Annotated in this window: 15 protein-coding genes and 1 pseudogene; 7 read left to right on the top strand and 9 right to left on the bottom strand. The window is 62.9% G+C overall.

Annotated features, from left to right (window positions below):
* Nucleotides 1–221: 221 nt before the first annotated feature.
* Nucleotides 222–812 carry a hypothetical protein gene (locus tag OB916_RS11735; RefSeq protein WP_315909489.1) on the bottom strand — a complete coding sequence of 197 codons (591 nt, stop codon included), beginning with the start codon at nucleotides 810–812 and terminating at the stop codon, nucleotides 222–224.
* 336 nt (nucleotides 813–1,148) lie between these two features.
* Here OB916_RS11735 and OB916_RS11730 point away from each other — a divergent pair, with 336 nt between their 5' ends.
* A complete protein-coding gene (locus tag OB916_RS11730; protein WP_315909488.1) occupies nucleotides 1,149–3,818 on the top strand; it encodes a valine--tRNA ligase in 2,670 nt (889 codons plus the stop codon).
* Nucleotides 3,819–4,208: 390 nt separating this feature from the next.
* A pseudogene (locus tag OB916_RS11725) lies at nucleotides 4,209–4,811 on the top strand (IS5 family transposase); the annotation flags it as partial.
* A 196-nt stretch (nucleotides 4,812–5,007) separates the two neighbouring features.
* Here OB916_RS11725 and OB916_RS11720 read toward each other — a convergent pair.
* Both OB916_RS11720 and OB916_RS11715 read right to left on the bottom strand, forming a co-directional pair.
* Nucleotides 5,008–5,451 carry a hypothetical protein gene (locus OB916_RS11720; RefSeq protein WP_315909487.1) on the bottom strand — a complete coding sequence of 148 codons (444 nt, stop codon included), beginning with the start codon at nucleotides 5,449–5,451 and terminating at the stop codon, nucleotides 5,008–5,010.
* The gene (locus OB916_RS11715) at nucleotides 5,444–5,854 is read right to left on the bottom strand and encodes a hypothetical protein (protein ID WP_315909486.1); all 411 of its coding nucleotides are present in this window, start codon (nucleotides 5,852–5,854) and stop codon (nucleotides 5,444–5,446) included. The genes OB916_RS11720 and OB916_RS11715 overlap by 8 nt, the downstream gene beginning before the upstream one ends.
* A 341-nt stretch (nucleotides 5,855–6,195) precedes the next feature.
* On the opposite strand from OB916_RS11715, the gene OB916_RS11710 reads away from it, so the two are divergent.
* Genes OB916_RS11710 through OB916_RS11700 form a run of 3 tightly spaced genes read left to right on the top strand, consistent with a single transcriptional unit; the run spans nucleotide 6,196 to nucleotide 8,165 of the window.
* Nucleotides 6,196–6,357 (top strand): hypothetical protein, encoded by a 162-nt coding sequence (locus OB916_RS11710; protein WP_315909485.1) that lies wholly within the window; start codon nucleotides 6,196–6,198, stop codon nucleotides 6,355–6,357.
* The gene (locus tag OB916_RS11705; protein WP_315909484.1) at nucleotides 6,354–7,187 is read left to right on the top strand and encodes an ABC transporter permease subunit; all 834 of its coding nucleotides are present in this window, start codon (nucleotides 6,354–6,356) and stop codon (nucleotides 7,185–7,187) included. Before OB916_RS11710 ends, OB916_RS11705 begins: the two co-directional genes overlap by 4 nt.
* A 6-nt stretch (nucleotides 7,188–7,193) precedes the next feature.
* Entirely contained in the window at nucleotides 7,194–8,165 is a 972-nt protein-coding gene (locus tag OB916_RS11700) for a CPBP family intramembrane glutamic endopeptidase (protein ID WP_315909483.1), read from the top strand.
* A gap of 79 nt (nucleotides 8,166–8,244) precedes the next feature.
* On the opposite strand, the gene OB916_RS11695 is transcribed toward OB916_RS11700, so the two are convergent.
* Nucleotides 8,245–8,817: a hypothetical protein gene (locus OB916_RS11695; protein ID WP_315909482.1), complete on the bottom strand. Its 573-nt coding sequence runs from the start codon at nucleotides 8,815–8,817 to the stop codon at nucleotides 8,245–8,247.
* A 159-nt stretch (nucleotides 8,818–8,976) separates the two neighbouring features.
* Between OB916_RS11695 and OB916_RS11690 the strand changes: the two genes are divergently transcribed.
* Both OB916_RS11690 and OB916_RS11685 read left to right on the top strand, forming a co-directional pair.
* A complete protein-coding gene (locus tag OB916_RS11690; protein ID WP_315909481.1) occupies nucleotides 8,977–11,223 on the top strand; it encodes an NADP-dependent malic enzyme in 2,247 nt (748 codons plus the stop codon).
* Nucleotides 11,224–11,497: 274 nt separating this feature from the next.
* Nucleotides 11,498–12,811 (top strand): extracellular solute-binding protein, encoded by a 1,314-nt coding sequence (locus OB916_RS11685; protein ID WP_315909480.1) that lies wholly within the window; start codon nucleotides 11,498–11,500, stop codon nucleotides 12,809–12,811.
* 188 nt (nucleotides 12,812–12,999) lie between these two features.
* Here OB916_RS11685 and OB916_RS11680 read toward each other — a convergent pair whose 3' ends face one another.
* The 5 genes from OB916_RS11680 to OB916_RS11660 all read right to left on the bottom strand — a co-directional run bounded on the left by OB916_RS11680 (nucleotide 13,000) and on the right by OB916_RS11660 (nucleotide 18,085).
* The gene (locus OB916_RS11680; RefSeq protein WP_315909479.1) at nucleotides 13,000–14,313 is read right to left on the bottom strand and encodes an RNA-guided endonuclease InsQ/TnpB family protein; all 1,314 of its coding nucleotides are present in this window, start codon (nucleotides 14,311–14,313) and stop codon (nucleotides 13,000–13,002) included.
* Between the two features lie 176 nt (nucleotides 14,314–14,489).
* Nucleotides 14,490–15,179, bottom strand: a complete 690-nt coding sequence (locus OB916_RS11675; RefSeq protein WP_315909478.1) for an HAD family hydrolase — start codon at nucleotides 15,177–15,179, stop codon at nucleotides 14,490–14,492.
* 57 nt (nucleotides 15,180–15,236) lie between these two features.
* Nucleotides 15,237–16,136 (bottom strand): DMT family transporter, encoded by a 900-nt coding sequence (locus OB916_RS11670; protein WP_315909477.1) that lies wholly within the window; start codon nucleotides 16,134–16,136, stop codon nucleotides 15,237–15,239.
* Nucleotides 16,137–16,172: 36 nt separating this feature from the next.
* On the bottom strand, nucleotides 16,173–16,658 hold the full coding sequence (locus tag OB916_RS11665) for an SRPBCC family protein (protein ID WP_315909476.1): 486 nt from the start codon (nucleotides 16,656–16,658) through the stop codon (nucleotides 16,173–16,175).
* Between the two features lie 98 nt (nucleotides 16,659–16,756).
* Nucleotides 16,757–18,085, bottom strand: coding sequence for a chemotaxis protein CheC (locus OB916_RS11660; RefSeq protein ID WP_315909475.1), 1,329 nt, complete (start codon nucleotides 18,083–18,085; stop codon nucleotides 16,757–16,759).
* Between the last annotated feature and the right edge of the window lies 1 nt (nucleotide 18,086).

The following is an 18,086-nucleotide window of genomic DNA, read 5'->3' as shown; positions in this document are numbered from 1 at the left end:
AGTCGAAGTAGTCGGGTGGGCCGACGATTCTCGGAAGCGGCCGAAGGTCCCGACGCGTTCGGGATGCTGTCTTTCGGTGATACCCGCTCAACGGGGTCTATCTCATTTCCGCGGGAAAATCAGACCGTTCCACGACGGACACGCGTCCCGACGACACTCGGACGTTACAGGCGGCCGAGACGAGTGCCCCCGGCCTGACCTCAATACGTCACGGGGTCTGCTCAGCTGTCGTCTTCGTCGTCAGGTTCGTTCTCTTCGGCTTCGTCGTCGTGTTCGTCGTCTTCAATCTCCTCGTCCTCTTCGTCATCTTCATCATGCTCGTCCTCTGCGGCTTCGTCGTCGTGTTCGTCGTCTTCAATCTCCTCGTCTTCTTCGGCCTCGTCGCCTTCATCGTGCTCGTCCTCCGCGCTCTCAATGTCGTACTCGTACTCCTCTTCGACCAGCGTCAGGGATCCGTCACTGAGTACGTACTTGAGTTCGCCTTCGAAGCCGTCTTTCTGGAGTTCGAACTCTGTCTCGTCCTCGTCGTCTTCGGAGAGATTGAACGAGACAGTTCCGTTTCCGTCGGTCAGTTGCGTTTGATCGTCGTAGGTGACTGAGACGTTCTCGGCGGGACTACCGTCGGCGGAGACAGTTACTTCGAGCGTCCCGTTGTCCAGCACCGCCGTCGCGTCGGCGTGGGTGGGAGTTGTTGCTTCGTCCGTCTGTGCGATCGCTTCGGCCCCAGTCTCGACCGCACCGGTCGCCGCGGCGACGCCGGCGATGCCGACGAGAGCGGCAACGATCAGGATAGCAGTTTTGAGTCGGCTCATGCACTCGGTCCATCGGGCGAGGTCACAATAAACTGGGCCGACGCTCGTCTTCGATTAGCTCGATTTAATCGGATTTAACCGGCGCTCGTGGCCAGCCTGGTACAGCCACTCTGGACAGCACTCTCTGAGCCGGAACGACAGAATTGCAGATCGGTGTCTTCGACGAGTTCGGACCCCGACGGGAGCGACAGTGTCACGCGCCGGCACGGAAGCGAAAGTTTATACAACCGACATTGCAATCGTTCAGATATGGCTCTGATGTCGTCGGTAGTACGATAGCGACGCAGGTACGTTTTCACGCCGGTCCGGCGACCAGCCACGACACCTCTCTTACCCATGAGTGACCTTCCAGACACCTACGACCCGGACGACCGCGAGCAGTACTGGCGCCAGCAATGGCAGGAGATGGATCTCTACAGCTACGACGCCGAGGCGGCTGATCCCGACACGGATTACGTGATCGACACGCCGCCGCCGTACCCGACGGGGAACCTCCACATCGGCAACGCCCTCGGGTGGTGTTACATGGACTTCGCCGCGCGCTATCACCGCCTGCAGGGCGAGGAGGTGCTCTTCCCCCAGGGCTGGGACTGCCACGGACTCCCGACCGAGGTGAAAGTCGAGGAGAACGAGGGGATCCACCGCACGGACGTCCCGCGCGAGGAGTTCCGCCAGATGTGCATCGACCACACCCACGAGCAGATCGACGCGATGAAAGACACGATGCACATGCTGGGGTTCTCCCAGGACTGGGAGCAGGAGTTCCGGACGATGGACCCCGAGTACTGGGGAACGACCCAGGAGTCGTTCGTCGAGATGGCCGACGACGATCTCGTCTACCGCGACGAGCACCCGGTCAACTGGTGTCCGCGCTGTGAGACGGCCATCGCCGACGCCGAGGTCGAGACCGAAGAGGGCGTCGAGGGGACCCTCCACTACATCACGTTCCCCAGCGCCGACGAAGAGGGCGAGGACGTCGAGATCGCCACGACTCGGCCGGAACTGCTGTCCTCGTGCGTCGCGATGGCGGTCCACCCGGACGACGACCGATATGTCGACCGCATCGGCGACACCTTCGAGGTTCCGCTGTTCGGCCAGGAAGTCGAGATCATCGCCGACGAGGAGGCCGATCCCGAGTTCGGGACCGGCGCGGTGATGATCTGTACCTTCGGGGACAAACAGGACGTGACCTGGTGGGCCGAACACGACCTGGACCTGCGGATGTCCTTCACCGAGGACGGCCAGCTCAACGAGAAGGCCGGCGAGTACGAGGGCCTGTCTATCGACGAGGCAAAAACGGTCATCGCCGAGGACCTCGACGAAGAGGGATATCTCAACGACACCGAACCCACGACCCAGAACGTCGGGCAGTGCTGGCGGTGTGACACGCCTATCGAGATCCTCAGCAAAGAGCAGTGGTTCGTCGAGGTCGACCAGGACGAGATCCTCGACCGCGCTCGGGGGGTCGAGTGGATTCCCGACCACATGTACGATCGGCTGGAGGAGTGGACCGAAGGCATGGAGTGGGACTGGGTCATCTCCCGCCAGCGGGTGTTCGCGACCCCCATCCCGGCGTGGTTCTGTGCGAACGACGAGTGTGACCACATCCACGTCGCCGGTCCCGAGGAACTGCCGGTCAAACCCACCGAGGAGGACCCCGAAATCAAGGAATGCCCCGAGTGTGGCGGCACCGAGTGGGAGGGCGAGACCGACGTGATGGACACGTGGATGGATTCCTCTATCACGCCGCTTTTCGTCCGCGGCTGGCCCGACGAACCGTTCCATCCGACGACGCTCCGGCCGCAGGGCCACGACATCATCCGGACGTGGGCGTTCTACACGCTCCTGCGCACGGGAGCGCTGGTGGACGAGATCCCGTGGGAAGAGATCCTCATCAACGGGATGGTCTTCGGTGACGACGGTAACAAGATGTCCAAATCCCGGGGCAACTTCGTCCAGCCCGAAGAGGTCGTCGAGGAACACTCCGCCGACGCCTTCCGGCAGGCGATGGCGCTCGCGGGCAAGCGCGGCGAGGACGTCCAGTTCCAGTGGAAGGAGGTCACCTCCGCCTCGCGGTTCAACACCAAGGTCTGGAACATTACGAAGTTCGCAGCGGGACACCTCGACGAGGACCGCGAACCACTCGACAACCCGGCCTATCGAGACATCGACCGGTGGATCCTCTCGCGGGCCGCCGAGACCGCCGAGATTGTGGCCGAGCACATGGACGACTATCGCTTCGACGCCGCACTGCGTGAGATCCGCGAGTTCGTCTGGCACGACCTGGCCGACGACTACCTCGAACTGATCAAGGGGCGGCTCTATGAGGGCCGACCCGGCGAGCGCGACGCCGCCCGTCAGGGGCTGTTCATCGCGCTGACGGCCTCACTGAAGATGCTCGCGCCCTTTGCCCCCTTCATCGCGGAGGAGGCCTACGACGCCCTGCCCAGCACGGATGGGAGCGTCCACGCGACCGAGTGGCCCGACATCGATCTCCACCCCGAGGAAGTCGAGGACATGGCCGCCGTCGAGCAGGCCGGCGAGATCATCGTCGACGTGGCCTCGACGATCCGCGGCTGGAAGTCCGACCAGGGGATGGCGCTCAACGCCGAACTGGAGAAAGTCGAAGTCTACCCCGACGACGGACCTGAGGAGCGAGCGATCGACACCTACGACCTCAGCGAAGCCGTTAACGCGCCGGTGCTGATGCGCGAAGGCGTGCCCAACGTCGAACTCGTCCCCGTCGAGGTCGATCCCGACCACTCGGTCATCGGACCGGAGTTCCGGGACCAAGCAGGCCAGGTCGTCTCGGCGCTGGAGTCGATGGACCCCAAAGCAGTCAAAGACCAGCTCGACCGCCACGCCGAGGTCGAGGTCGACCTGGGTGACGAACTCGCTGTCATCCCTGGCGAGGCCGTCGACATCGTCGAAGAACACCGCGCGGCCTCCGGCGAGGAGGTCGTCGTCCTCGAATCCGGGACGGCAACGATCCTGATCTACGAGTGATCGGTTGACAATTGCGCCACTGTCACCGACCGGCTACGGCTCGAACTCTCGTTCGGCAGTGCCTGCACCGATCTTCAGGCTGGATGGCCAGACCACAAGCCAGCGTAGCAAACCGATTGTAAAGATAAAAATGCTGGGATAAAATAACAGTACGATTATATTATCTGTCCAATTGATAATTATAATAGCTATAGAAAAATGTAGGAGATAAAAACCCGCAACAATAGCCAATCACGTGAAGCTGTTGGTCCCAAAATGTAGTTCGTATGTTACGATCCGCTTGTCCGAAGGCTTATGAACTCATCGATTCTGGTGAATCAGTAGACGGCGTCGGCTTTGATCGCCAGAACTAGGGAGTTGAAGCGGGAAACCGCCGATGCCTATGTCGAAGATCTCCCGCATCACTCGACGCTAGTGAAGCGGTTTGACAGAATCAAGACGGCACTCTGGCGAGTGCTGCTGCGCCGAGAGGCGCAGTTGCACGAGCCAAGCGGCCACGCCGCCATCGACGCGACGTTCTTCGACCGCGAAAACGCGAGCAAGCACTACTTCCGTCGGACGAATTACCGTGTTCAGACGCTCAAAACAACTGCTCTCGTCGATACAGAAACTCAAGCAATTCTGGACGTTCACTGTACGACCGAGAAACGTCATGACACACAACTCGGCTGGCAGGTCGCCCGCCGCAACGCGGGCGCCCTCGCCAGCCTCGCTGCGGACAAAGGCTACGACTGGAGGGAGTTACGTGAAAAACTCCGCGAAGAGGGCGTCAGACCACTGATTAAGCACCGCAAATTCCGGCCCATCGATCACGCGCATAACGCGCGGATCGATGGGCCTCGCTACCGTCAGAGAGCGATGTGTGAGACCGTCTTCTCCACAATCAAACGCACCCTCGGCGACGCCGTGCGTGCGCGAACTTGGTACGGTGAATTTCGAGAACTCGTTCTGATGTGTGCGGTTCACAACATTAAGCAGTCTCTGAAACAGTGAAATCAAGCTACGTCTGGCGATTCACCACAGCCCATTTTTGGATAACAGCGACCACCTGGTGAACCGCCTCGGGGTCAAGTGGTTCGAGAGACTTCGTCTCTCGTCATCACGGAAATCTCCGATTTCCGGACGACCCCGAGGCATTCGGCCTGCCCCGCCTGTAGAGAACGAGTCCGTCGCGCTTCGTGCGACTCGATCACTTTATGCGGCTCGACCTCAACCAGGCGGTGACTCCGCGTCGGTCGCCTGTTGTCGGTGGGCGGAGCAAGAGCGCGACGATGGCAGCGTTGATGAGTACGCCGACGATACCTTTCTCGACGAGCAGCGTCGCCACACCGTCCCACATGACCAGGAGGGTGATCGTCGAGAGGATCGCCGCGGCGAGGAGGACGCCACTCGCCCACTCGGTGCGGCGCCAGTGGCCGACTGCCCCTGCCAGGAACGCGATCGTGACGACAGCGTACACCACGCTCGCCAGCGCCAGAATCGGTTCCTGCGTAAGGAGCGACGAGAGCAGCCACGAGGTGCCGTTCCATCCCATCGCGTCTTCCGCCTGCACCCAGCCGTTGCTCAGCACCACGTACCACCCGTGAACGAGTCCGTGAAGTGCGAGAAAGACGGCCACAGCCACTCTACGCATGGCTTCCCTCCATACCGATCCGCTCGTCTCCTTCGGTAGTCGGCCGGAAGAGGTGCTCGACGAGCAACGCCAGCGTCGCCACGGTCAGGACGGTGAACATCCCGACCATCGCGACGTCGCCCAGTTGCGCGTAGTAGCCGGCGCTGTTGACCACCGTGTACAGCAACAATCCCAGCGCGACGGGATAGAGTCGCCGGGCGAGCGATCGGCCGCCCAGGAGTCCGATACCCGACGCGAGCAACGCCACGGCAGTCAGGAATTCGGCGAGCAGGTGGTAGGCGATCTCGTACGGTGCAGTCGTCAGTTCCGGGATGTCGCCAGCGACGAGCAGCACGATCCAGAAACCGAGCATAAAGGTACCGACCACGAGAGTGTAGAAGGCACCCAGACGGGTAGTAGTCACAGCAATCACCAGGAAAGCTACGCTCGATGCGAATATCAATCGATACGACAGTTCTCATCGGGAGAGAAACAGGGCACGTCCGGGCGGCAGTACTCGAACGTCCTTCGAGTGACAGGAGCCAGCAGTTACGAGGGTCAGTCGGCGTACTCCCGCGACGACGCCTGACCCGAACGTGTGTGCAGAGCTGGACAGCGCGCCTGTACAGCGCCTCCTGTCGCCCCGCCTGGGAGGTAATTCCTCCGGACCGGCCGCTCCAGCAGTCACACCGTCTGATCTCCTCAGTGATAGGTGCTATGCGCCCTCAGTATGTATTTATCTACTAACAGGTCGTCTCTTAGCACATGGCTTCTGCAATCGGGCTCACTGACCTAACCAAACAGTTCGACGAGAGAACGTCGCTCAACGGCGACGACCTCGCTGTCGAGAACCTCGTGTCTGCGGGCGAAACCGCGGACGCGGCTACGCCAGCGACCGTGGCGATCCCCGTGGGGGTATCACGATGAGCTGGACCGTCGTCGCGCGCAAGGACTTCAACGACGCTCGCCGGTCGCGTTCGCTGTGGGCGCTGTCTGCGGTGTTCCTCGGGCTGGCATTACTGTTTGCCAGCCTCTACGCGTTTGTCCCGGAGTTCTCGGCCGACGCCGATCTCTCGTCAGTCGGGCTGATGACCTTCCTGTCGGCTCCTGTGGCACTGTTCGTCGCGGTCGCGTCGCTGGTCGTCGCGTACAAGTCGGTCGCAGGTGAAACCGAGTCCGGATCGGGCAAGCTCCTGTTGGGCCTCCCGAACACTCGGCGTGACGTCGTCGTCGGGAAAGTCGTCGGCCGCACGCTCGTGCTGACGATTCCCGTCGTGATCGGCCTTGTCGCGATGCTCGCGATCGTTTTCGTCGGCGATGTGGGTTTCTCGGCTGTTGACTACGCGCTGTTCGGGCTGGTGACGCTGCTGTTCGTGCTGGTCTACGTGGCCTTCTTCGTCGGTATCTCGGCCGTAACTGCCTCGACCGCCAGGGCGGCCACCCTCAGCGTGCTCGCACTGGTGATCCTGGAGTTCGCCTGGGACGTCGTCCCGATGGGTGCCTGGTTCGTCGCCAACGGCTTCCAGGTTCCCCCGGGCCTGTTCAGCGGTGCGCCGATGCCGAACTGGGTCGCGTTCCTCGCGAACATGCCGCCCAGCTCGGCTTACATGAACGCCATCGCCGGCGTTCTCACAGGCTCGATGAACGGAAGCGGTCCGTGGTACCTCTCGCGCTGGTTCAGCCTGGTCGTCCTCTCGGTGTGGGGAATCGTTCCCCTGGTCGTCGGCTACTTGCGCTACAATCGTGCTGATCTCTGATCGAGTATGCTGTCACTCTCACGTTTCACGAAGGCGCTCGGCGTCCCGTTCTGGAACCGTGACGAACGCCGTCTTCGGGCCGGATGGCGGATCGTCGCCATGCTGGCGCTGTACCTCGTTCTCACGATCAGTTCGATGACTGCGATCGACGCGGGCTTCGACGGGTACGAAGAGTACGCTGCGCCGTTCGCTCTCGTCCTGACCGCAGTTCTGACAGTCTGGCTGGCCACACAGTACCTCGATCGTCGGCCGTTTCGTTCGCTGGGGCTTCGACTCGATAGGACCTGGTGGCGTGAGTTCGGAGTCGGCATCGGGCTCGGGCTGTTCCTGACCGGCGGCGTGCTAGCGATCTACCTCGTGGCCGGGTGGGCGACGATCGAAGGGTGGTTCGTCGCCGAAGAACGGACATTCCTCAATGCCTTCGGGCTGCGCGTAGTGATCTATGCGGCCGTCGCGTTCCTCGAAGAGCTCCTGTTTCGGGGGTACTTCATCACGAACGCGACCGAAGGAGTCCCGTCGCGGTTCGTCGGCCTCTTCGACGGCATCGTTCCGCGACGCTGGCTCGGCGCGATTCCCGTTGTCGTCGCCGTGTTCGTCTCCTCGCTCGTGTTCGCGCACTTTCACGGCGATTCGCTGACCGCCATGCAGTATATCCACTTCTGGCTGGCGGGCGTGCTGCTGGCGCTTCCGTACGTCCTGACCGGGCGGCTCGGCGCCTCGATCGGGCTCCACTGGGCGTTCAACGTCGGCATGACGAGCCTGTTCAACGTCGAAGGCGGCCTTCCGGCGTTCGTCCGACTCGGGTTCGACGGGCCGGCGCTGTGGGTCGGCGAAACCGCACTGACCGAAACCGGCATGATTGTGGTGACCATTGGAGTCGTATTGCTGTGGGCGCGCTCGCGGGGCCTGACGGGACTCGACGAGTCCTTCCGCCGAGACGCTGCGGAGCCGGACCGATCGGTGCCGCTCGACGACTAATCACCCGTTCTCGGCACCGATTCGCCGGAAAGCCATGCCGAGGCGCCACAGGGGCGAACAAGCAGGGACGTCGGTGTCGTCAGTCGTCTCGATCGGACACCAGCGCACGGATCCCGCCGATCACCAGTCTATCGAGCGAGCGGGCAGCAGTGCCGTAGGCGAGAAAGAAGACGACCATCGCGAACACGCCGATAGGATCGGTCGTGCTGACCTCAGCAGTCGCGATAGCGGGGATCAGCGCCGACAGCGTCTCCACCGCGGATTCGAACGTCATCGCTGCGACGATCGAGCCGGCGAGGAATACCAGTACATAGCCTGCCGTCCGTAGCGACGAGGGCGTGACGCGTGACCACAGGCGAAGTTGCGCCTGGTCGTACGTGCCGACCCCGAGCGCCGCCAGTTGGCGCTGCAACTGATCGATGACGGACACGGCAAGGACGAACCACAGGGCCACCGCGAGCGCGAACCGGACGAACGACGGCGAGAGATCGAGAACCGTTTCGCTGAATACCGTGACGATCGCCGGCGTTACGCGATCGACGAGTACGTAAAACAGGAGATACCCGAGACTCGCCTCGATCGGTCCGTACGCCGGGAGTTCGACAGTCCCCTCGTCGATCGTGTGTGCCGTGCCCGGGCCAGACGTGTCCATTGTATCGAGACGAGGACTCCCCTCCAATATAAAAAGCACAGGGTGGATGCACCGGCACTCACGGCGGGTGTGGGTGACTGCGGAGCTGCGCGTGTCCGGCTAGGAGGCAATGACTGTTGGCGGGACTAGGTTTTTGCTCTTGCCTGACAGCCATGGTCTATGGGACTCGAGGAGGACGCACTCGACTATCACCGCCGGGACCCGCCCGGCAAGATCGCGATCGAAACGACCAAACCGACCAACACCCAGCGCGACCTCTCGCTGGCGTACTCGCCCGGGGTCGCCGCACCCTGCCGGGAGATCCGGGACACGCCGGGCTCGGTCTTCGAATACACCGCGAAGGGCAACCTCGTGGCGGTGGTTTCTGACGGGAGCGCCACCCTCGGTCTGGGCGATATCGGGCCACAGGCGAGCAAGCCCGTCATGGAGGGCAAGGGGGTGCTGTTCAAGCGCTTCGCCGACATCGACGTGTTCGATCTGGAGCTAGACACTGACGATCCGGACGGGATGGTGCAGGCGATCGCGGCGATGGAGCCGACCTTCGGCGGGATCAACCTCGAAGACATCAAGGCACCCGAATGCTTCGAGATCGAGGCGCGCCTGCGCGAGCAACTGGATATCCCGGTCTTCCACGACGACCAGCACGGGACGGCGATCATCTCCGGGGCGGCACTGCTGAACGCTGCCGAACTGGCGGGCAAGGATCTGGACGAACTGGAGGTCGTCTTCTCGGGGGCCGGTGCCAGCGCGATCGCCAGCGCGCGCTTTTACGTGTCGCTCGGAATCGAACGGGAGAACATTACGATGTGTGACTCCTCGGGGATCATCACCGAATCGCGGGCCGAGGAGGTCAACCGTTTCAAACGGGAGTTCGTCAGCGACCGTCCCGAGGGCGATCTGGCGGACGCGATGGAGGGGGCAGACGTGTTCGTCGGGCTATCGGTCGGCGGGATCGTCAGCCAGGAGATGATCCAGTCGATGGCACCGAACCCGATCGTCTTCGCGATGGCCAACCCCGATCCCGAGATCGGCTACGAGGCGGCCAAGACCGCCCGTGACGACACGGTCATCATGGCGACCGGTCGCTCGGACTACCCCAACCAGGTCAACAACGTGCTCGGGTTCCCGTTCATCTTCCGGGGCGCGCTGGACGTGCGGGCAAGAGAGATCAACGAGGCGATGAAGGTCGCGGCTGCACAGGCGCTGGCCGATCTCGCGCGCCAGGACGTTCCCGACGCCGTCGTCAAGGCCTACGGAGACGAGCCGCTGCAGTTCGGTCCGGAGTACATTATTCCGAAGCCGCTGGACCCGCGCGTGCTCTTCGAGGTGACGCCGGCCGTCGCCGAGGCGGCGATCGAGTCGGGGTGTGCCCGGACGGAGCTCGACACCGAAAAGTACGTCGAGCGACTGGAGAGTCGGCTGGGCAAGTCGCGCGAGATGATGCGCGTCGTGCTGAACAAGGCAAAGAGCGATCCCAAGCGCGTCGTGCTGGCGGAAGGTGACGACGAGAAGATGATCCGTGCGGCCTACCAGCTCGTCGATCAGGGGATCGCCCGCCCGCTGTTGATCGGCGACCGTGACCGGATCGACGCCGTCGTCGAGACGCTGGGACTGTCGTTCGAGCCGGACGTGCTCGATCCGGCCGTGGCGGATCTGGATCGCTACGCCGAGTGGCTCTACGAGCAGCGCCAGCGCAAGGGCGTCACCCGGCGAGAAGCCGCCGAGCTGGTCCAGAACGGCGACTACCTCGGCAGCGTCCTCGTGGAGATGGACGAGGCCGACGCGCTTTTGACTGGACTTACCCATCACTACCCGTCGGCACTGCGGCCGCCGCTGGAAGTCGTCGGGACCGCTCCGGACGCCGAGTACGCGGCCGGCGTGTACATGCTGACGTTCAAGAACCGGGTCGTCTTCTGTGCCGACGCGACGGTGAACGTCGCGCCCGACGCGGACGTGCTGGCGGAGGTGACCTGCCACACCGCCGAACTCGCCAGGCGATTCAACGTCGAGCCCCGGGCCGCGCTGCTGTCGTACTCGGACTTCGGGAGCGTCGACACCGAGGGTGCCGCGATACCGCGCCGCGCGGCCGAGCGACTGCGGTCGGACCCGAGCGTCGACTTTCCCGTCGACGGCGAGATGCAGGCCGACACGGCACTCGTCGAGGAGATGCTCACCGAGAGCTACGACTTCTCCGAACTCGACGAGCCGGCGAACGTGCTGGTCTTCCCGAACCTCGAGGCCGGCAACATCGGGTACAAACTCCTTCAGCGACTGGGCGGGGCCGAGGCGATCGGTCCCATGCTCGTTGGGATGGACAAGCCGGTCCACATCATCCAGCGCGGCGACGAAGTCAAAGACGTGGTCAACCTCGCCGGCGTGGCCGTCGTCGACGCACAGCAGGAGTGAACCACGGGCCGGACTATCAGCTGCACTGGACGAAGCGGTGCTCGTGGGTGCTGTGACGATCCGTAAGCCACGCCGTCCGATTCCGAGACCACGGTGAAAGTGAACGCAGGCGCAACAGGCACTCGATTTGAGCGCAAGAGACTTGTTTGATAGCTGAGCAGATCGGTGTATGGAGCGACGCCGTTTCCTGCTCGGAGTCGGGTCAGCTTCACTCGTGGCCGGGTGTTCGTCGACTCTGCTCGACGGCAGGACCAGGACCCCGGAAAGTGCGGCCGTGCGGATCATAGCCGATCAAGCATACAAGGACGCTGAAGAAGCAATCGCCAACGCGCTATACGACGCCGGTCTCAGCGAGGACATCGACATCGAGTTCGAGACTATGGGTTCCTACGGCGAAAGAGAGAGTACTTATATATCGGCGCTGGGCGCCGGTCGGAGCGGTCCGGACATCTTCATGATGGACTCGGGGTGGACGATCCCGTTCATCGTCCGCGACCAGCTCGTCAACCTGAGCGAGGAGCTGTCTCAGGACACGCTTGATTACGTCCAGAACGACTACCTGGGCTCGGCGGTCCAGACGGCGAGCGATCCCGAAACGGGAGACCTCTACGGCCTTCCGCTGTTCCTGGACTACCCGGTGATGCACTACCGGAAGGACCTCGTCGAGGAGGCGGGCTACGATCCCGAGGGCGAGAACTGGGCGACCGAGCCGATGACCTGGCAGCGCTTCTCAGAGATCGCCGCCGACGTCTGGGAGCAGAGCAGCGTCGATTACGGGTTCACGACCCAGGCGGACGAATACATCGGGCTGTCCTGCTGTACGTTCAGCGAGACGATGACATCGTGGGGCGGCGCGTACTTCGGCGATCACAGCAACCTCTTCGGGCCGGTCGGCAACCGCCCGGTCACCGTCAACGAAGAACCGGTCCACGACACGATCAAAATGATGCGGTCATTCGCCGAGGGGCCCGACGCCGAGAACGCACTTGACGGGTACCAGCAGGTCACGAACACGGATGTCTTCGAGTTCGACGAAGAAGACGCGCGTGGGCCGTTCACAGACGGAAACGCGGTCTTCATGCGCAACTGGCCGTACGCGATCGCGGCGACGCTCAGCGCCGACGACTCTCCGATCACCGCTGACACGTACGGGACGATGCCGCTGCCCTACGCCGTTGAAAAGGGCGAGGGCAACTACGAGGGCACCGGCGGGTCGAGTCACGCGTTCGACGGCTGGCACCTCTCCGTCAACCCTCACAGCGTTCGGAAGGACGACGCCATTCAGGTACTGGAGGCGTTCGCCAGCGAGGACGTGATGCTCACCATTCTTGAGAACGTCGGCAACCTGCCGCCGGACCCGGCTGTCACGGAGCAGGCGAACCCGGATAATGTCGGCGCGATCGGGAACCACCGCGACACGCTGGCCGTCGCAGCCGAGAACACGGTCGCGCGCCCGGTGACGGCCGTCTGGTCCGACCAGTCGCCGGTCGTCGCCGAGGAGGTCCACGCCGCCTATCGCAACGAGAAGTCCCCCGAGAGAGCCATGTCAGACCTCGAAGAACGGTTGTTGGAGATCGAAAATAGGTGATACCTCTACTGATACAGACTATTCCACATCGATTGCACGGCGGCGTCCTCGCGAGTGGAACGAGCGAGGGCTCGGAAGTTGAGCCCCGGGAATCGTCCGGTGTCCTCGCGAGTCTTCCGGTGTGCGATCAGCGCAGTCAATTGACATCCACCTCCGCCTGAAGACGGAGGAATCCCGAGGTTGGGATATTACGGTTTGCAGTCCACCACCTCGGCCTGCGGTTGGAATCCGCAGGAGAGGTCATACAGGTAGACTCCGGGCTGTGCCAACCAGCCGGTACTCCTATCTCCGTCCAAACTGGACGCAGACTCGGAGTTACTTTCGTTGCTGTTGAGACGGATGTTCTCCGCCCCGTTCACGTCGGCGTTGAACGCTGCATCACACGACTCGCAGACGTACAACCCGCGTTCAACACGCTGACTGTCGTCTTCTTTCCCGCACACACAACACGTTTTACTCGTGTCTTGCTCGGACACTTCCATGACCTCGATACCCTCGACCTTTGCCTTGTATTCGAGGATATCCGTGAGGCGGTCGAACGCCCACCCGTGCAAGTCGAGGTTGCCATGTTTGCCCCAGTTTTTCGCCTCGCCGTTCTCGTCCTCGCGGACGCCCTCTAAGTCCCCGACGTTGATGCGGCCAACTCCTTTCTCGACACACCTTTCAACGATGTGTTTCGCTAAGGAGTGGAAGAAGTGGGTACGGCGTTCCGACCACTTGTGGTGGAGTCGTCTGGCCCGTTCACCCCCACTATCGTTGCATTTGGCGATTTCTTTCGGGAAGTAATAGCCGTCCTGTTTCAGGCGGTTGCCGGGGTAGAGATCAGCGTCTTCAGTGCTGTAGGCGACGGCGGCGAAGTTGCTGATGCCGAGGTCGATACCTGCCGTCGCCTCTCCGGGAGCGTCGGGTGTCTCGATTTCGTCTTTGCAGACGAGGTGCAACTCCCATCGCTCGTTCTGCTTGTCGTAGACAGCGCGAACCTGTTGCAGGTTATCAACTTCGACACCGGGGCGCGTCTCGTACTCGACAAGGATGTATTCCCACGCTTTCGGGTGTTCCTTGTGATTCGCGCCCTTTGACAGGCGGACGCGATTGTTTTTGGTGTCGTGGCGGATACCGTTCTGCTTCCACGTCACGGTGGAACGCGGGTGTTCTTCGTGAACGCGACGGCCCTGTTGGTCGTAGTAGTTCTCTTTGCGGTAGCCGGGCGGATTATCCCTGTCATCGTCGCTGGAGTACCACGAGTTGAAGGCTTCAGCGAGTTCCTCCAGAACCCGCTGACTGGACTGACTATGCAGCCCTTTGTACGTTGGATGGGTCTTCAACTCGTCTTTCAACTCCTCGTGGTCGGGGATCTCGTCCGTCTCCTCCCAGACTTGGCGGGTGTGGTAGTTAGCGACGTTCCAGAGCTTGCTGGCACTCCACCCGTGGCGGTCAAGCGAATCCTCTACCTGACTATGGTTGCGGATTTTCGCTCGATGGGTGCGGTGGACGTCTAGCATCGTGAAACGCCTGTATAATCGCTTATATTCGTTTCACTTGTAAAGGTTGGGTTTGAGAACGGTAGAATATCCAGCCCCGTTGGAGTCGGTGGAATGAGTCACTGAGTGACGGCACGTATCCACGGCCTGAAGGCCGTGGTATTGCGCCTGTTCAGCGTATAACAGCGACGACGGCGCTATCGTCGGTCCGACGACGGCCCTTCGAGCACCCGCGGTATCTCCCCGGGCGTCGAGACGGTCGACATCGGTTCGACCGGTCCGTCGGCGGGCGGCTCTCCGACGAGTATCGACGACAGCCCCGCCGACGCCGCCCCGACCACGTCCGTCTCGTAGTTGTTACCGACGTACACTGCGCGATCGGTCGCCGCGTCGAGTGCGTCGAGCGCGCGCTCGAACGGCTCCGGATCGGGCTTGGCGGGGACCTCGTAGCCGGCGTAGACGAGGGAATTGAGATACCGTTCGAGACCGAGCGTTTCGAGTTTTGGGTCCTGCATATCCGGACCGCCATTGGTCACCATCGCGAGCGGATAGCGCTCGGCGAGTCTTTCGACGGCTTCGGCCGCACCGTCCAGAAACCGGACGTTGCTGTGGTCGCGCTCGGCCGCGTACGCGTCGGCCACCTCGCGACCGAGCCCGCGATCGTAGCCGTTTTCCTCGGCCAGATCGGCGAAACACAGCCGTCGGCGTTCGAGCATCGAGTCGGCGCGGTCGGCGTAACTGTCGACGCGCTCGACGTACGCCTCGGGTGAGAACACCGGCTCGACGCCGACCGTCTCGAACGCGGCCGGCAGGAGTTGTTCGGTCCCGCGAACGTACTCACAGAGCGTCCCGTCCAAGTCCAGCAGGACCGCGTCGTACGCCGTCATGTTCGCGTCTCCGTGTTGCGGCCGTAGATGATTTGCGGTTCCGTCCGGCGACCAGAACTAACCCGGACTCGGTCGTGACCGCGCTGTCAGGACGATCCCACCGAGGACGACGGCCCCGCCGACGACTGTCATCGCGGGCGGCACCTCACCGAGCAACACCAGCGCGAGCAGCGTACTTCCGACGGGTTCGCCAACCAGCGTCACGCTGACGACGCTCGACTCGACGTGCGCGAGCGCCCAGTTGACGACGGTGTGTCCGAAGATCCCCGGGCCGACTGCCATCCCGAGAAAGAGTGCCCACTCCCGGGGCGGATACGGGCCCAGCGACGCGCCCTGCCCGACAGTCCAGACGAGCAGTCCTGCGGCACTGACAGTGTAGACGACGATCACGTACGGGACCAGCGGCAATCGCTGGCGAAGCGACCGCCCGGCGAGCACGTACCCCGCAGCGGCGACCGCCCCAAGCAGTGCGAGCGCGTCCCCGTGGAGAGGATTCGCACCCGCGAACGCGCCGCCGGAGAGCAGATCACCGATCGACAGGAGTACGCTTCCGAGCAGCGCGACGCCGATACCGAGGGCCATCGTCCGGTTCAGACGTTCCTCAAGCAGCCAGACGGCGCCGACCGCGACGAACACCGGCTGGGTCTGGACGAGCGTGACAGAGGCGGCAACGGTGGTCCAGTCGAGGCTCTCGAACCAGGCGGCGAAGTGTGCGGCAAGCGCCAGTCCGGACGAGACGGCGACCAGCCAGTCACGCGTCGACAGACGGGCGAACTGCTCGCGATAGCGGACGACCGCGACGGGTGCGAGCAGCAGCGTCGTGAACAGCACGCGATAGAAGGCCGCGACCGAGGAGGGGGCGCGACTCCAGCGGATCAGGATCGCGCTGGTGCTGACCGCGACGACGGCGATCGCGAGCGCAGCCAGCGGCGGTACTGCAGGCGTGTCACTGTCCACGACCGGATCTCGGCCGCCGGGTGATTTATGCTTTCGTTACGGCCTTTCGAGCAGTTCCTTCGTCTTCCGATGACGGTACCGAAACATCGGTTCGAAGCCGATCCACGCGAGCGGATTCGCGACGCGACCGACCGGTCCCCCGGGCAGGTCGTACTCGACGAAGTCCCGGACGACCGTCGCCCCGTCGTCGCGGTAAAACGAGTGTGTGTGGACCCAGCGCGGGAACGGTCCCTCGGCCATTTCGTCGCGGAACATGGCGTGGTCGTCCGTTTGTTCGCGGGCGACGATCTCCGAGACCCACCGCTGGCGCGGCCCCACGCCGAACGGCTGGACCGTCGAGACGATCGTCGAACCCGTTTCGAGGACGTCCGGATCGGGTTCACCGTCGGGACCGCGTTCGGATTCGACCCGCAAGTGCATCCACCCCGGAGTGAGCGCGACCAGCCCGTCGCCGGTCGAGTGGAACTCCCAGACGTCCTCGAACGGGGCCTCGACGCGAACCGACCGCTTGTACGTTGCCATACCAGCCCTTTCGAACTCGAGGAAGATATGTCAGCGGGTTGCAGTCGACACTGTCTCTATCCCTGGCAGCCAGAAAAATTCAATTTACGGCCACTATTCTACTGGAAAATCTCGTCGGGATCGGCTTCGGTGCGGTCACGCCGGGTGACCAGCAGGTCTTCGAGCGCTTCGCTCAATTGCGTCTCGTTGGGGAGTGCGTGGATCTCGCAGTCGAATTCGACCGATTCAGTGGTGATCCGCGACTCGATCGTGTACGCGTGGGTCTGGAACGGGCCGAGCTGCTCGGTGACCAACTCGAGCAGCGTCATCTCCATGTCGTCGCTGAACTCCGGCGGTGTGTGATCGACCGAGGTCTGCAGGACGTTGGCCCAGCCGTCGATGAATCCCGAGGCCATGTTGTTGCCCAGCTCTTCGAGCGCGCTCCTGTGCATCTGTGTGAGCCCGTCGCCGTCGGGGTCGGTCGGCAGCATTTCGTCGGCGACACGATAGGCCGACTCCTCGGAAAACATAATCGCCAGGTGACCGCTGGGTTTGCCCTCGAACTCCAGGATCGTCCCGACGTAGGAGTCGTCGTCCAGACTCGTCGAGATGTCGTCGATCGGCGTGAAGTTGATCCCCGAGATCTCGGTATCGGTCTCGATCCCGGTAAACCCCGTCACGCGCTCGGCGGCGGCCCTGGTTCCACCCCTCGTCAGGTCACTGAAGACCGATAGTTTGTCCAGCGGGAGCGGCGCCGACGCGTCGTCACCGTCCTCGAAAAGGTCGCTATCGGCATCTTCGAAGAGATTGCTGTCGTCCGCCGTGTCTGTGTCGAACGTCGCATCGTCGAACGCAGATCCGTCGTCTGTCTCTGACGCGTCGTCTCGCTCGGTGCTCTCCTCGTCCGTGATCGAGCCGTTCGAGAGCAGCGTCTCCAGGGACTGCGCGTCGGGCACGAGATACAGCTTGATCCGCCCGGGAAGATCGACGGCGTCGATACTGCCCTGGAACAGCGGCGTGCTTTCGGCGTCGTCGCTGACCGACTCGAAGCCGAAGTCGTGTGCGGCCGGGTCGGGCACGTACGTCACTGTCTCGACCGCCAGATCGCCACTGACGTACGATTCCCACTCTCGAACGAACGCGTCGAACAGCTCGCCCGCTAGGTCGTCGACACCCCCGCCGCTACTGTCTCGCATCAGCGATCGTGACCCCTCGTCGAAGGTCAAGATCGCCGTTCCGGACAGCGGGCCAGCAACCTCGAACTTGAGACACTCCTCATCGCCGGTCAAAAGCGCCGCGACCAGATCCTGCTGGCTGGTGATCCGGATCCGGGTTGCGCCGATCTTCGTCTCGACGCCGATCGCATCCGAAAACCGCTCGCCCGCTCGCTCTGCGCCGTCTCTCGTCCTGAGGTTGAGCTGTTCAAGCGAGTCGGCATCCACCTGCACT

It is taken from the genome of Halapricum hydrolyticum (genome assembly GCF_025517535.1).
GTDB lineage: Archaea > Halobacteriota > Halobacteria > Halobacteriales > Haloarculaceae > Halapricum > Halapricum hydrolyticum.
This window is presented reverse-complemented; position numbering and strand designations above follow the sequence as displayed.